The 14,256-nt window shown below is 75.0% G+C and carries 10 protein-coding genes; 5 read left to right on the top strand and 5 right to left on the bottom strand.

From position 1 onward, the window contains the following. Positions 1 to 173 precede the first annotated feature (173 nt). Entirely contained in the window at positions 174 to 1,769 is a 1,596-nt protein-coding gene (gene guaA / locus J7W19_RS19605; RefSeq protein WP_004946175.1) for a glutamine-hydrolyzing GMP synthase, read from the bottom strand. Between the two features lie 318 nt (positions 1,770 to 2,087). Between guaA and J7W19_RS19600 the strand changes: the two genes are divergently transcribed. Next, positions 2,088 to 2,393, top strand: coding sequence for a chorismate mutase (locus tag J7W19_RS19600; RefSeq protein WP_004946172.1), 306 nt, complete (start codon positions 2,088 to 2,090; stop codon positions 2,391 to 2,393). A 638-nt stretch (positions 2,394 to 3,031) separates the two neighbouring features. On the opposite strand, the gene J7W19_RS19595 is transcribed toward J7W19_RS19600, so the two are convergent. The 3 genes from J7W19_RS19595 to J7W19_RS19585 all read right to left on the bottom strand — a co-directional run bounded on the left by J7W19_RS19595 (position 3,032) and on the right by J7W19_RS19585 (position 8,499). Then, positions 3,032 to 4,810 carry a GMC oxidoreductase gene (locus tag J7W19_RS19595; RefSeq protein WP_004946170.1) on the bottom strand — a complete coding sequence of 593 codons (1,779 nt, stop codon included), beginning with the start codon at positions 4,808 to 4,810 and terminating at the stop codon, positions 3,032 to 3,034. Positions 4,811 to 4,860: 50 nt separating this feature from the next. Then, entirely contained in the window at positions 4,861 to 6,495 is a 1,635-nt protein-coding gene (locus J7W19_RS19590) for a succinic semialdehyde dehydrogenase (RefSeq protein ID WP_040890153.1), read from the bottom strand. A 129-nt stretch (positions 6,496 to 6,624) separates the two neighbouring features. After that, positions 6,625 to 8,499, bottom strand: a complete 1,875-nt coding sequence (locus J7W19_RS19585; protein ID WP_040890150.1) for a serine/threonine-protein kinase — start codon at positions 8,497 to 8,499, stop codon at positions 6,625 to 6,627. 158 nt (positions 8,500 to 8,657) lie between these two features. Between J7W19_RS19585 and J7W19_RS19580 the strand changes: the two genes are divergently transcribed. Both J7W19_RS19580 and J7W19_RS19575 read left to right on the top strand, forming a co-directional pair. Continuing rightward, complete coding sequence (locus J7W19_RS19580; protein ID WP_004946162.1) at positions 8,658 to 9,842, top strand: winged helix DNA-binding domain-containing protein; 1,185 nt, start codon at positions 8,658 to 8,660, stop codon at positions 9,840 to 9,842. A 98-nt stretch (positions 9,843 to 9,940) separates the two neighbouring features. After that, the gene (locus J7W19_RS19575) at positions 9,941 to 11,125 is read left to right on the top strand and encodes an ATP-binding protein (RefSeq protein WP_004946158.1); all 1,185 of its coding nucleotides are present in this window, start codon (positions 9,941 to 9,943) and stop codon (positions 11,123 to 11,125) included. A gap of 53 nt (positions 11,126 to 11,178) precedes the next feature. Here the strand turns inward: J7W19_RS19575 and J7W19_RS19570 are convergent, their stop codons facing one another. Beyond that, positions 11,179 to 12,018 (bottom strand): DUF4344 domain-containing metallopeptidase, encoded by an 840-nt coding sequence (locus J7W19_RS19570; protein ID WP_004946156.1) that lies wholly within the window; start codon positions 12,016 to 12,018, stop codon positions 11,179 to 11,181. Between the two features lie 168 nt (positions 12,019 to 12,186). On the opposite strand from J7W19_RS19570, the gene J7W19_RS19565 reads away from it, so the two are divergent. Both J7W19_RS19565 and J7W19_RS19560 read left to right on the top strand, forming a co-directional pair. Further along, positions 12,187 to 12,855: a response regulator gene (locus J7W19_RS19565; RefSeq protein WP_040890145.1), complete on the top strand. Its 669-nt coding sequence runs from the start codon at positions 12,187 to 12,189 to the stop codon at positions 12,853 to 12,855. Continuing rightward, positions 12,852 to 13,973 (top strand): sensor histidine kinase, encoded by a 1,122-nt coding sequence (locus tag J7W19_RS19560; protein WP_004946151.1) that lies wholly within the window; start codon positions 12,852 to 12,854, stop codon positions 13,971 to 13,973. Before J7W19_RS19565 ends, J7W19_RS19560 begins: the two co-directional genes overlap by 4 nt. The last annotated feature ends 283 nt before the right edge of the window (positions 13,974 to 14,256 follow it).

The raw sequence follows: 14,256 nt of genomic DNA, 5'->3' as shown, positions 1-14,256 counted from the left end.
GGCTTCTCTTCCCGGCCGCCCGCGCCCCGGTCATGCGTCGTACGTCCCCCGACCCTACGCACCACCGCGGCGAAGCGGACGGCCCCCCGGGCGCGGGCGGCCGGGAAAAGGCCGTGCCGCCCTTCGTCCACAGCTGTGGACGAAGGGCGGCACGGCCGGGGCTCAGGGAGCGGTCACTCCCACTCGATCGTCCCCGGCGGCTTGCTGGTCACGTCGAGGACGACGCGGTTGACGTCGCGCACCTCGTTGGTGATGCGGGTGGAGATCTTCGCCAGGGTCTCGTAGGGCAGGCGCGACCAGTCGGCGGTCATCGCGTCCTCGGAGGAGACCGGGCGGAGCACGATCGGGTGGCCGTAGGTGCGGCCGTCGCCCTGGACGCCCACCGAGCGGACGTCGGCCAGCAGGACCACGGGGCACTGCCAGATCTCACGGTCGAGACCGGCGGCCGTCAGCTCCTCGCGGGCGATGGCGTCGGCCTCGCGCAGCAGGTCGAGGCGCTCCTTGGTGACCTCGCCGACGATGCGGATGCCGAGGCCGGGGCCCGGGAACGGCTGGCGCTGGACGATCTCGTCCGGGAGGCCGAGCTCCTTGCCGACCATGCGGACCTCGTCCTTGAACAGCTGGCGCAGCGGCTCGACGAGCTTGAACTCCAGGTCCTCGGGGAGGCCGCCCACGTTGTGGTGGGACTTGATGTTCGCGGTGCCCGTGCCGCCGCCGGACTCGACGACGTCGGGGTAGAGCGTGCCCTGGACCAGGAACTCGACGGGCTGGTCGTCCGGGGCCTCGGCGACGATCTCGGCCTGGGCCTGCTCGAAGACCCGGATGAACTCCCGGCCGATGATCTTCCGCTTCTCCTCCGGGTCGGAGACGCCGGCGAGGGCGGCCAGGAAGCGCTCCTGCGCGTCCACGACCTTCAGCTTGACGCCGGTCGCGGCGACGAAGTCCTTCTCGACCTGCTCGGTCTCGCCCTTGCGCATCAGCCCGTGGTCGACGTAGACGCAGGTCAGCTGGGAGCCGATGGCCTTCTGGACGAGGGCCGCGGCGACCGCGGAGTCCACACCGCCGGACAGGCCGCAGATGGCGCGCTTGGTGCCGACCTGCTCGCGGATGGCCGCGACCTGCTCCTCGATCACATTGCCCGTGGTCCAGGTGGGCTCGATGCCCGCGCCCCGGTAGAGGAAGTGCTCCAGGACCTGCTGGCCGTGCGTGGAGTGCATCACCTCGGGGTGGTACTGCACGCCGTACAGCTTCTTCTCGTCGTTCTCGAAGGCGGCGACCGGCACCAGGTCCGTGGACGCGGTGACGGTGAAGCCCTCGGGCGCGGCGGAGCAGGCGTCGCCGTGCGACATCCACACCGGCTGCTCGGCCGGGGTGCCCTCGAAGAGGGTGGAGGACGGCCGGGAGACGGTCAGCGGGGTGCGGCCGTACTCGCGGGCGCCGGTGTTGTCGACCGTGCCGCCGAGGGTCGTGGCCATCAGCTGGAAGCCGTAGCACATGCCGAAGACGGGGACGCCGGCCTCGAAGATCTCGCGGTCGAGCGTCGGGGCGCCCTCTTCGTAGACGGACGAGGGGCCGCCGGAGAGGATGATCGCCTTCGGCTTGCGGGCCAGGATCTCGGACACCGGAGTGGTGGACGGGACGACCTCGCTGTAGACCCGCGCCTCACGGACGCGGCGGGCGATGAGCTGGGCGTACTGCGCGCCGAAGTCGACGACGAGGACCGGCTCCGCGGTGTTGTCGTGGGCGGCGGGGGGTGGTGCTGCTGACACGGGAGCGGCCCTTCCGGCGGTCGAGGGTGGGGGTCTCTATTTGTCGATTCTACCGGGACGGGGGTGGCCGCTTTTGTCTCACCATCCGAATGCGGTTGGCTCCGGGGCCCCCCGAGGGCCATACTGTCCGCCATGCGCGAGCACTCGACCTTCGTCTTTACCTATGGCACCGGCCCGTCCGGCTGCCATGGTCGTGCTGCTCAGCGATAGAACAGCGACTTCCACGAGCGCCCCGGGCCGGCCAAGGCCCGGGGCGCTCGCGCGTTTCCCCTCAGGGCCGCGCCGGCGCCGGGCCCCCACCCGAGGAGAACACCGGACATGACCACGACCACCGCACCCGTCACCCCCGCCACCACCGACACCGGCGCCCGCACCGACGAGGCCGCCCGCCTGATCACCGGCGCCCGGGAGCGCATCGACGAACTCGACGGCAGGATCATCGGCCTCGTCCAGGAGCGGATGGCCGTCTCGGAGGAGATCCAGCGCGAGCGCATCGCCTCCGGCGGGCGCCGTGTCAACCTCTCCCGCGAGATGGAGATCCTCACCCACTACAGCGACCGGCTGGGGAAGAACGGCACCGTCCTCGCGATGACCCTGCTGGACCTCTGCCGGGGCCGCGTCTGAACCCCCTCGGGCCGGCGGCCGGACGGCGCCGCCGGCGCGGCGGAAACCCGCCGCCCGCCCCGTCACCCGTACGGCGCGTGACCGGGCGCGAGCCGCCTTCGTTGGAGTCGGTGTCCGCGCCAGCCAGGAGCGGCCCACCTGAATCCACGCGTGGTCTCCGCCCCTGTTCACCTGGGCGCCCGGCAACGACAGGGCGGATTCCACCGGAGTGTGAGACGCGCGCCGACGCGCGTCGTGGGACCTCACTCCGGTGGTACGGCGGCCGGTCGGCAGGGGACAGCAGCCCGGCCGCCACCAAGGAACGGTCGGTTCCGGGGACGCCTGGAACCGACCGTATCCACCCCGAACGGTTGCGTTCGACGCGGTTCATACCCCACGATGCCAAGAGGGCGCGAATTCCCTTGGAGCGCACCGCCATTGGTCGGACCACCGGAAGCGCGCCCCGCACCACCCGAAGACCACGGCGCTCCCCCCGGCGCCGTACCGCGGCACCGGGCCGCCCTGTTCCACCGGTGCCGGCTTCAAGGGCCCCGTGGCCGTCCGCACGCCCCCGCGTAGACGGTCCGGGGCCCTTCGCCTGCCGTGCGCCGTGCGCGACCGGCCGCGCGGCGCACGCCGCCCGTGCGGACGCCCCGCGCTCACTCCCGGGGCGCGCGCGGTACCGGCGGGACGGGCAGGAACGGCAGCCGCAGCGCCCCGAACGCGTCCTTCGGCACCGCCGGTTCGCGCGGTTCCACGGCGGCCACCCGCTCGTACGCGCCGCCCTGCTCGGGCCGCGGGTCGGCCTCGCCCTTGTTGGGCCAGAAGGACATGGCCCGCTCGGCCTGGGCCGTGATGGTCAGCGACGGGTTGACGCCGAGGTTCGCGGTGACCGCGGAGCCGTCGACCACCGAGATCGACGGATGACCGTAGACGCGGTGGTACGGATCGATCACGCCCCGGTCGGGACCGGAACCGATCGTGCAGCCGCCCAGGAAGTGGGCCGTCAGCGGGGTGCCCATGAGCTCGCCCACGTTGCTGCCGGCGAACCCGCCGATCTCCTCGGCGATCCTGGTCGCCGCCTCCACCGCCTCCGGGATCTGCACCGGGTTGGGCGCGCCGTGCCCCTGCCGCGCGGTCAGCAGCCCCTTCCCCGGCCCCCTCCTGCGGCGGTACGTGGTGAGGGAGTTGTCCACGGACTGCATCACCAGGCCGATGATGGTCCGCTCGGACCAGCGCCGCTTGGAGAACGACCGCAGCAGGACCGTCGGGTGCCGCGCGCAGGTCGCGGCGAAGCCCAGGACGCGCGGTACCGCCCGGCCGGCGAGCGGGACCAGCGGGATCGACAGGAAGCCCATCGCGTTCGACCCCTTGCCGTAGCGGACGGGCTCGATGTGCGTGTTGTCGTTGGGGTACGCCGACGAGGTGATGGCCACGCCGCGGGTGAAGTCGACGCCGGTGCCGTGCACCGCGCGGTAGCGGCGGTCGGTGGTCTGCGCGCCGAACAGCGCCTCGGAGTTCGTCCTGGTCAAGTGGCCGAGGCGGGGCGAGAGCCGGGGCAGCAGGCCGCGGTCGCGCATGGTGTGCAGCAGGGTTTGGGTGCCGTACGTGCCGGCGGCGACCACCACGTGTTCCGCGCGCAGCACCCGGGGCGGGGCGGCGCGCCGCCGGTCGGTGGGGACGGTGACCACGCGGCAGCCGCCGTCGCGGAGTTCGCTCAGCGCCACCACCTTGGTCAGCGGGTGGATCACGGCGCCGGCCCGTTCGGCGAGGTGGAGGTAGTTCTCGTTGAGGGTGTTCTTCGCGCCGCGCCGGCAGCCGGTCATGCACTCGCCGCACTCGGTGCAGGCGGTGCGCGCCGGCCCGGCGCCGCCGAAGTAGGGGTCGGGCACCTCGGTCCCGGGCGCGACCGGGGCGTTGCCCTCCCCGTCCCGCCCGTCGCCGAAGAAGACGCCGACCGGGGCGGCCTGGAAGGTGTGGCCGTAGCCCATCCGGTCCGCGGCGGCCTTGAGGTGGACGTCGGACGGCGTCGTCGTCGGGTTGAGCCGGACGCCGAGCATTCGTCGCGCCTGCTCGTAGTATGGCTCCAACTCCTTGCGCCAGTCGGTGATGTCCGCCCACTGCGGGTCGGTGAAGAACGACGGCGGCGGAACGTAGAGGGTGTTGCCGTAGTTGAGCGAGCCGCCGCCGACGCCGGCGCCCGCGAGGACCATGACGTGGCCCAGCAGATGGATGCGCTGGATGCCGTAGAGGCCGAGGGCCGGTGCCCACAGGAAGTTCCGCAGGTCCCAGGACGTCTTCGGCAGGGAGTCGCGGGTGAAGCGCCGGCCGGCCTCCAGCACCCCGACGCGGTAGCCCTTCTCCGACAGCCGGAGGGCCGCCACCGCGCCGCCGAAACCGGATCCCACGACGATGACGTCGTAGTCGAACTGTGCCACCAGTACCTCCGTGTAGGGGTCGGGGTGTGCGGGGCGGCGCGGCCGGTGCGTCAGCGCAGGCGGAGGGCCTTCAGCGCGCGCAGGCCGCCGGTCATCAGCCGCGCGTACGCCGCGTCGTCCAGCCCGAAGGACGGCGCGAGCGGCACCAGCCGCTGGTGGGCGACGGTCTGCGCCTCGGTGAACTTGAGGATGCCCTCGGCGCCGTGCCGGCGGCCGATGCCGGACTCCCCCATGCCGCCCATGGGCGCGGCGGCGCTGCCGTAGGCGGCGGCGTACGCCTCGTTGACGTTGACCGTGCCCGCCCGGAGCCGGCCGGCCATCTCCCGGCCGCGCCGGCCGTCCCGGGTCCAGACGCTGGCGTTGAGGCCGTACGGCGTGGCGTTGGCGAGGCGCACGGCCTCGTCCTCGTCGTCGAAGCGGTAGACGGAGACGACCGGGCCGAACGTCTCCTCGGCGCAGACGGCCATCGGGGGTTCGACGCCCTCCAGGACGGTGGGCTCGTGGAAGAGGGGGCCGATGTCCGGGCGGGGGCGTCCGCCGGCGAGGACCGTGGCCCCCTTGGCGACGGCCTCCTCGACGTGCCGGACCACCGTCTCCAGCTGCCGCCGGGAGGTCAGCGAGCCCATGTCGGCGCCGTACGCCAGGGAGGTGCCGAGCCGCAGGGCGCGGGTGCGGGCGGTGAAGCGCTCCAGGAAGGCGTCGGCGACCGCGCGGTGGACGTACAACCGCTCGATGGAGATGCACAGTTGGCCGGCGGTGGAGAAGCAGCCGCGGACCGCGCCGGCGGCGGCCTTCTCCACGTCCGCGTCGCGCAGGACCAGCATGGCGTTCTTGCCGCCGAGCTCCAGCGAGGCGCCGACCAGCCGGGCCGCGGCGCGCTGGGCGACGTCGCGGCCGGTGCGGGTGGAACCGGTGAACGTCACGTAGTCGGCGTGGGCCACGACCTCGGGGCCGACGACCGGGCCCTCGCCCAGGACCACCTGCCAGAGCTCCTCCGGGAGCCCCGCCTCGATCAGCAGGTCACGGGCCCACAGCGCGGTGAGGGCCGTCTCGGTGTCCGGCTTCATGACCACCGCGTTGCCGGCGGCGAACGCCGGGAGGGCGTCGCCGACCGACAGCTCCAGCGGGTAGTTCCAGGGGGCTATCTGGCCCACCACGCCCCGGGGACGGCGCAGTTCGGTGACCTTGGTGAGCAGCGGCAGCACTCCCGTGTGCGCCTTCGGCCGCAGGTAGGCGGGGGCGCCGCGGCCGTAGTGCCGGGCGGCGACGGCGACGGCCTGCACCTCCTCGTGCGCGTGCAGACGGGCCTTGCCGGTCTCCAGCTGGATGAGGTCCAGGACCTCCGACTGCCGGCTCAACAGGAGGTCGTGGAAGCGCAGGAGGACGTCCGCGCGCCGGCGCACCGGTACGTCCGCCCACCGGCGCTGCGCCTCGCGCGCCCGCGCGAAGGCCGTCGCGACGTCCTCGGGCGTCGCCTCCGGCAGCCGGGCCAGCTCCTCCTCGGTGAACGGGGTGTGGTTGGCGGTGGTGCCGGAACCGGTCACCCCGCGGGTGAGGCGGGCGACGAGCTCCGGGGTGACCACGTCGGCCGCCGTCCGGGTGTCCTTGGCCGGGGCGACGGGGTTGCCCCCGGGGGCCGCCGGGGCCTGCGCCGCCACTGCTGTGCTGTGCCGCGAGTCCGTCATGAGGGCGAGCGTAGGCGGGGGCGCGGCCTTTTGGATACCCGCAAGTAGCTTGTTTTCACCGGTCATCCACAATCCCGCCAGTGGTTGATGGCGCAGTTTGCGGAGTGGCTCCGGAGGGCCGGGCGGGGGTCACCCGGACCGGCCGAAGCTCCTGAGGACGGTGTCGAACTGCCGGCGCCCCTCGGCGGACCGGGCGGCCGGGGCGGACACCCACACGTCGTACATCTTGCCGCCCTCGTTCCAGCAGACGTCCTCGGTGTGCCGCGGACCGGCCGTGTCCTCGAAGCCGTCCCAGGTGAACTCCCAGGAGGCGGCCTGGTTCCCGTTGTGCGTGGTGCGGGTGACACGGCCGTCGCGGTAGCCGGGGTAGTGGTCCGGCGCCTGGGAGGCGGAGTCGCGCATGAAGCCGATCGGACCGCCGTCCTTGGGGTCGGAGATCAGCACCCCGATGCGGAACTCCTTGTCCGGCGAGTAGTAGAAGACGCGCGGCGGTTCGAGCGAGCGGGTGTAGCCGTCGGGGACGGCGAGGGTGAAGCCCATCGGGTCCCGGACGACGTGGTAGCCCTCCGGGGCCTTGCCCGCCGCCGGGGACGCGGGCGGGGTCGGCGAGCCGGGCGGCGGGGTCTCGGACCCGGCGCTCGCGGCCGGTCCCGTGGCGGGCGTCCCGGCGGAGGCGCCCGCGGCGGGCCCGTGCGGCCCTGGGCGCGCGGACGCGGCGGCGGACCCCGCGGCGGACGGACGGGCCGGGCGGACCACGGCGGGCCCGCGGGCGTCGTCCCGCTCCCCGTCGCCGCGCAGCATCAGCCAGGCCGCCACCCCGGCCCCCAGCCCGGCCAGGGTGACCACGGCGACGCCGGCCAGCACCGCGGTACGGATCCGCACGGTACGGCGGGGCGCGGACGGCCCGGGGGGCGGGACGAACGCCGCGGGGGGCGTCGCGGGCGGCGTGCCCGGGGGCGTCGCGGGGTGCGCGGCGGGCGGTTCCGGCCGTGCCTCGGCGGTTGCCGCCGGGGTGGGCGGAGTCGGCGGACCGGAGGGCGAGGGTGCGGCGGGTGCGGCGTTCGAGGCCCCCGGGGCCGGCGCCGGGACGCGCGGGTCGGCCGGTGCGGCGGGCGTCGGCGTGGGGACGCCGCGCTGGGTGGGCGTGTAGTGCAGGGAGGCGGCAGGGGTGCGTCCGGTGTCCAGGTAGCCGCGCAGCAGCCGTTCGGCCTCGTCCGCGCCCATGCGCCGGGCCGGGTCGCGCTCCAGCAGGCCGCGGACGACCGGCAGCAGCGGTCCCGCGGACGTCGGCGGCCGGATCTCGTCGTAGACCACCGCGTGCAGGATGCCGCCCAGCGAGTCGCGGTGGAACGGCGATTCGCCGCTGAGCACCGTGCAGAGCAGCACCCCCAGCGACCACAGGTCCGACTCCGGGCCCGCCTGGCCGCCGGCCATCCGCTCGGGCGCGGTGTACTCGGGCGATCCGACGAACGCCCCGGTCTCGGTGATCGTCGTGGCGCCCGACACCCGGGCGATGCCGAAGTCGGTGAGCACCACGCGCCCGCTGCCCGCCTCCAGGAGGACGTTCGGGGGCTTGATGTCCCGGTGCAGGACTCCCCGTTCGTGGGCGGCGCGCAGCGCGCCCAGCATCGCGAGCCCGATCCGGGCCGCCTCGCGCGCGTCCACCGGGCCGTCCGCCGCCAGCCGGTCGGCCAGCGACCGGCCGTCCACCAGCTCCATGACGATCCAGGGCCGGCCGTCCTGCTCCACGATGTCGTGCAGCACGATGACGTTCGGGTGCTTGATGAGGGCCACCGCCCGGGCCTCGCGCAGGGTGCGCTCCTGGGACGACAGGGCGGCCCCGACGGACGCGGCGTCGTCCGTGTGCAGTTCCTTGACGGCCACCTCGCGGCCCAGCAGTTCGTCGGTGGCACGCCAGACCGTGCCCATGCCACCGCGCCCGATCCGCCGCTCCAGCCGATAGCGCCCCGCGATCACGCCGTCGTGTGCAGCGAAACTCCCCATGGGCGACATCTTGCCCCACGGCGTGGTCCCGTGGGGTCGCCGGACCGTCCGACGCGGTGCCGAGGCCGCCCGGTGCGTCCGCTCCCGTCCGGCCCCACCGGCCGGACGCCCGCCGAAGTAGGTCGGCATTCGACCTACATGCCCTCTACCCTGCGGCCATGAGCAGCCCCCGCCCCCGCTTCGGCGACGACCGGCGCCGTGCCCGCATCGGACGCCGCCACCTCCTGGCACCCACCTGCCGGGCCGGTTCGGCCGAGGAGGTCGCCGACGCCGTCGTGGCCCTGCACGCGACGGACCCGGCGACCGTGTACCTGTCCGTCTGCGCCCGGCTGGCGAAGCCCACGGCGGACGAGGTGGACCGGGCGCTGTACGAGGACGTCACGCTGGTGAAGCTGCTCTCCATGCGGCGCACCCTCTTCGCCGTCACCACCGAACTCGCCCCGTACGTCGGTTCGTCGACCGCACGGGTCATCGCCGCCCGCGAGCGCGCGCAATTGGTGAAACACCTCCGCGAAAACATCGAGGAGGGAGCGCCTTGGGACGAGGACCGGCTCGCGGCAGCCGAACGCGCCGCCCTCGAAGCGCTCGCGGTCCGCGGCGAGGCGACGACGGCCGAGCTCAACAAGGACGTGCCCGCGCTGCGGGAGACGCTCCTGACGTCCCCGGACAAGCCCTACGCCGCGCGGCAGAGCGTCGGCAGCCGCGTCCTGCGGTTGCTGGCCGCCGACGGCCACATCCGCCGCGCCCGGCCGCGCGGCTCCTGGACGAGCAGCATGTTCCCCTGGGCCGCCGTGGCACCGCTCCCCGAGCCGCCCGTGCGGGAGTCCAAGGCCGAAGTGGCGCGCCGCTGGCTCGACTCGTTCGGGCCGGGGACCGAGACGGACCTCAAGTGGTGGACCGGCTGGTCGCTCGGCGACACCCGGAAGGCCCTCGCCGACGCGGGCGCGGTGGACGTGGAGCTGGACTGCGGGCCCGGCCGCGCGCTGCCCGGCCAGCTGGAGGAGGAGGCGCCCCCGGCCGAGCCGTGGGCCGCCCTGCTGCCCGGCCTGGACCCGACGACCATGGGCTGGCGCCAACGCGACTGGTACCTGTCGCCCGAGCACGTCCCCGCCCTCTTCGACCGCGCCGGCAACGCGGGCCCCACCGTCTGGTGGAACGGCCGCGTGGTGGGCGCGTGGGCGCAGCGCGCGGACGGCGAGGTGGTGTGGCGGCTGCTCGCCGACGTGGGCCGGGAGGCGGTCGCCGCCGTCGGGGCCGAGGCGGAACGGCTGACCGCGTGGATCGGCGACGTACGCGTCACCCCCCGGTTCCGCGCGCCCCTGGAACGGGAGTTGGCGAAATAGGGCGGATCGCCGTGCGGCGGTCCCGTTCCGGGCATGGATGACCCTGTGCGGACGCAACCCGCCACCTGGACGACGGCGTCATGTACCGGGGGGTTGAAGTGGCCGAGAACAGCACGAAGGGGATACCGGCCCACGAGCCGGACGACATCGTCCCGCGCCTCGCCGAGGCCCGGGACGTCCTGCACTGGGGAGCGGCGGCGGAGGCCGCCGAGATCTTTCGCGTACTACAGGAGGAGGCCGCCCGGCTCGGTCTCGTCACCGAGCGGGCGGCGGCGCTCGTCGGGCTCGGGGACTGCGCCCTGGAGGCCGGGGAACTGAGCGAGGCGCGCGACCACTTCGCGGAGGCGGAGCTGCTGCTCGCGGACGCGCCCCCGGCGTGCCGGGCGCCCGCGCGCCGGGGGCGCGCCACCGCGCACCTGCTGGCGGGCGAACTGCGGTACTGCTGCCATCTGCTGGAGACCGCGCTGGACGAGCTGAACGAGCCGGGCACCGCGGGCGCGGGGGACCCACGGGCACTGCTCGCCCTGCACACCACGGCCATCGCGCCGTACGTCGACCTCGGGGCGTACGTGCGGGCCGCGCGCGCCGCGGAGCTCGCGCTGGCGCTCACGGCGGAGGTGGACGATCCGGTACTGGTGGCGGGCGCCCTGCGGGGCGCCGCCAGGACGCTCGTCGTCGAGGGGCGGTTCGCCGAGGCCGGCACCGCGTTGGCCAGGGCCCGGGAGCTGTGCCGGAGCCGGCGGATCCGCACCGAACTGGCACACTGCCACCGGGCGCACGGCTACGTCCACGCCCAGGACGGGCGGCTGGGCGCCGCGGAGCGCGAACTGCGCACGGCCCGCGCGATGCTGGCCGCCAAGCGGGCACCCCTGTTCACCGTGCAGGTGGAGGTGGAACTCGCGGACGTGCTGCGGCGGCGCGGCAAGGCCGACGAGGCGGCCGCTCTGCTGGCCCCGCTGCTGACCCCGGCCGCGCTGGGCGACGAACGGGGCGCCGTGCACGCGGGCGGGGCGCACCGGCTGCTCGGCCTGATGGCGGAGGACCGGGGCGACACCGAATCGGCGGAGGAGCACTATTGCGCGGCCCTGTCGCTGCTGGAACGCACCGGCGCGGCCGGCGACCTGGCGGACCTGTGCCGGCTGCTCGGGGACCTGCTGCGGCGGACGGGACGCACGGAGGCGGCGCTGAACGCCTACCGGACGGGGCTCGGCCACCGGGCCGCGCCCGGTACGACGACGCTGGGCCCGGCACCGCCGGTACCGCTGCGGCGGCCGTGCGGGTGACCGGGAGTGACCGGGTCGGGGCCCGGAGGGGTCGCGAACGCCGGACGAGCTGATCACTCGCCGCGTACGGCGTACGGCTTCAACAGCGCGTCCCAGCCGCGGCGCAGGGCGCTGTACTCGTCCGCGCACTGCTCGGCCCGTTCGCGGGTGAGCCGTCTGCCGTCGACGGGCTCGCGGCCGCCCGCGGAACCGTGGAGGTAGCAGAGGTAGTTGGCGCTGCGGACGGCGTCGGGGGCGTGCTCGTCGCTGGGGTCGCCGTCCGGGGGGTCGTCGGCGGCGTACTGGGCGTAGTTGTCGGCGGCGGCCCGCAGCGCGGCCCGGCCCTCGGCGCCCTGGGCGAGCAGGCGGTAGGCGGCGAACTGGTCGGCGACGTCCTCCTCGCGGCCGGTGAACCGCAGGTCCAGCCGGTCGATGAGGGCGTGGGCGACCTCGTGGTACAGGGTCTCGGTGATCACTCCGGCGGTGCGGCCGGGCACGTCCGGGTCGTGGGCCGCGCGGAACATCGCGCGGACCTCGCCGACGTAGCCGTAGCAGAGGCCGACCCGCCCGGTCTCCGGGTCGTACTCGGGGACGTCGTCCTCCGCGCAGGAGCGGCCGACGACGGCGATCCGCCGGGGCAGCCGGAGCGTGGCGTTCAGGTCGTCCGCGACCCGCTCGGCGAGCCGGCGGCGGCGCAGGAAGGCCAGGTGCTCCGCGTCTCCGCTGTCGGCCGCCCGGTAGGAGACGGTCACCCCGCCGCCCGGGCGGGGGGCCGGGCCGTCGTCCGGCCGCCCGCCGCCGCCTCCGCCACCGCAGGCCGTGGCCAGGAAGGCGCAGGCCAGCGCCGCGGGCAGAATACGGACGTACCGTGCGCGGGACGGCGGACGAGGGCCGGACCCGGCATGGTGCAGCATGGGCAGCACTCTGCCGGACGGCAGACCGGGAGGGAAATCCACCCGGTCCGCCGGTCGCGGTCGGCCGGTGGAGTATTGAATTCCGCTTTCCCCGCGCCGGTACGGCAGGCTGGAAGGTGCCGGGAGTCCTCCGGGGCTCCTGGTGTGAAAGGGACGAGGGAGCGGGCGTTGATCCGTGTCGCTGTGGTGGACGACGAGCAGCTGGTCCGGTCCGGACTGCGGATGATCCTGGGCACGGCCCCGGACATCGACGTCGTCGCGGACTGCGGGGGCGGCGACGCCGTGGCCACCGTGCTCGCCCGCACGCCCGACGTCGTCCTCCTCGACGTGCGGATGCCGGACGTCTCCGGGCTGACCGTGCTGCGCGCCCTGCGGGCCGCGCCGGAGCCGCCCGCCGTCGCCATGCTCACCACCTTCGACGCCGACGAGTACCTGGCCGCCGCGCTGCGCGGCGGCGCGGCCGGGTTCCTGCTCAAGGACACCGACCCCGACCAGCTCGTCCGGGCCGTGCGGACGCTCGCCGCCGGGGGCAGCGTGCTCGACCCCGGGGTGACCAGGACCGTGATCGGCGGCTACCTCGCGGCGGGCGCCGGGGCGTCGGCCGCCGAGGCGGTACGCAGCCTGACCCCGCGCGAGCGCGAGGTCCTGGCCCACGTCGGCGCCGGACTGGCGAACCCGCAGATCGCCGAGCGCATGGGCCTGGCGCCCAGCACGGTGAAGGACCACGTCCGCGCGGTCCTCGGCAAGCTCGGCGGGATCAACCGGGTGCAGGCGGCCGTCGTGGCCGACCGCGCGGGGCTGGTGCCCGTGCCACGGCCCGGGGACGGCATCCGGTGAGCCCCCGGGCGCGGAGCCGGCCCGCCTGGGTGCCGCTCGTCGCGCCCGTGGCGCTGGCCGTCGCCGACGCCCTCCTGGTCAACGGGGTGACACCGGGGCTCGCCCTGTCGCTCTCCCTGGTGGCCGCCGTGGCCCTGCTGTGGCGGCGGCGCTTCCCCGTGGCCGTCTTCCTGGTCGTTCTGCCGGGCTTCTACGTCGGCTACATCTGGTTCGCGCCGCTGATCGCGCTCTACACGGTGGCGGCCGCGCGCCGGCCCGACCGGCGCCTGCTGGGCGTCACCGGGCTGCTCTTCGCCGTCGTCCACTTCCTCCCCTACCCCGTCTCCGACCTCCCCGTCGGGGATCCGCGCGGGCTGGCACTGGACGCGATCAACGCGGTCGTCATCGCGGCGGCGCCGATCGCGATGGGGCTCCTCTCCCGGACCCGCCGCGAACTGGCCGCCCGGCTGGAAGAACTGACCCGCAGCCGGGCCCGCGAGGACCGGCTGCTCGCCGACCGGGTCCTCGCCACCGAGCGCGCCCGGCTCGCCCGCGAGATGCACGACGTCGTCGCCCATCAGGTGAGCCTGATCAGCCTTCAGGCGGGGGCCGTGCAGGTCAGCACGGCCGACACCCAGGCCCGTGCCGGGGCGCGGACCATCCGCGAGCTGTCCGTGCGCACGCTGGACGAACTGCGCCACATGGTCGGCATCCTGCGGGCGGCGGGCGCGGACACCGAGGAGCTGACGCCCCAGCCGAAGCTCGCCGACCTGCCGCGGCTGATCGAACTGAGCGCGCTCGACGTCACGTACGAGGCCGCGTACGACCCGGCCGCCGAACGCTCGGACGCGGTCGAACGGGCCGCCTTCCGCACCGTGCAGGAGGCGCTGACGAACGTGCGCAAGCACGCGCCCGGGGCGAAGGTGCGGGTACGGGTGGACGATCCCGACGGCGGACTCCGCGTCGAGGTACGCAACGGCCCCGCCGACGCCACCGCCCCGGCCCCCGGGCTGCCCGGCGGGGGCCACGGCCTGGTGGGACTACGGGAGCGCGCACAGAGCCTCGGCGGCACGCTGGAGGCGTCACGGACGGAGGACGACGGATTCGTGGTGCGGGCGCGCTTTCCGCGCGGGGGGTGAGGGGCGCTGCCGCGAGGGGGTGAGGGGCGCTGCCGAGAAGGGGGGTGACGTGCGACGTCCGGGCTGGGGGGACGTGCGGTGGGTGCCGCTGGGGGCGTGCGGTGGCTGCCACCGGGGGATGAGGTGCGGCTGCCGCGGGAGGTCGAGCGGGTGACTGCCCCACCGGGTGGCCGTGTGCTGCCGCGCGGTGGCGACGGTCCGCTACCGCGCGCCGGCGGCCGTTCGGCGCCGGGCGCTGATCACCGTACGGCCCGGGCACTGGTCACCGTACGGCCCGGGAGCC

This window comes from Streptomyces mobaraensis NBRC 13819 = DSM 40847, assembly GCF_017916255.1.
GTDB classification, from domain to species: Bacteria; Actinomycetota; Actinomycetes; order Streptomycetales; family Streptomycetaceae; genus Streptomyces; species Streptomyces mobaraensis.
The sequence above is the reverse complement of the archived record's forward strand: the minus strand, read 5'-3'. Positions and strand labels throughout refer to the sequence as shown.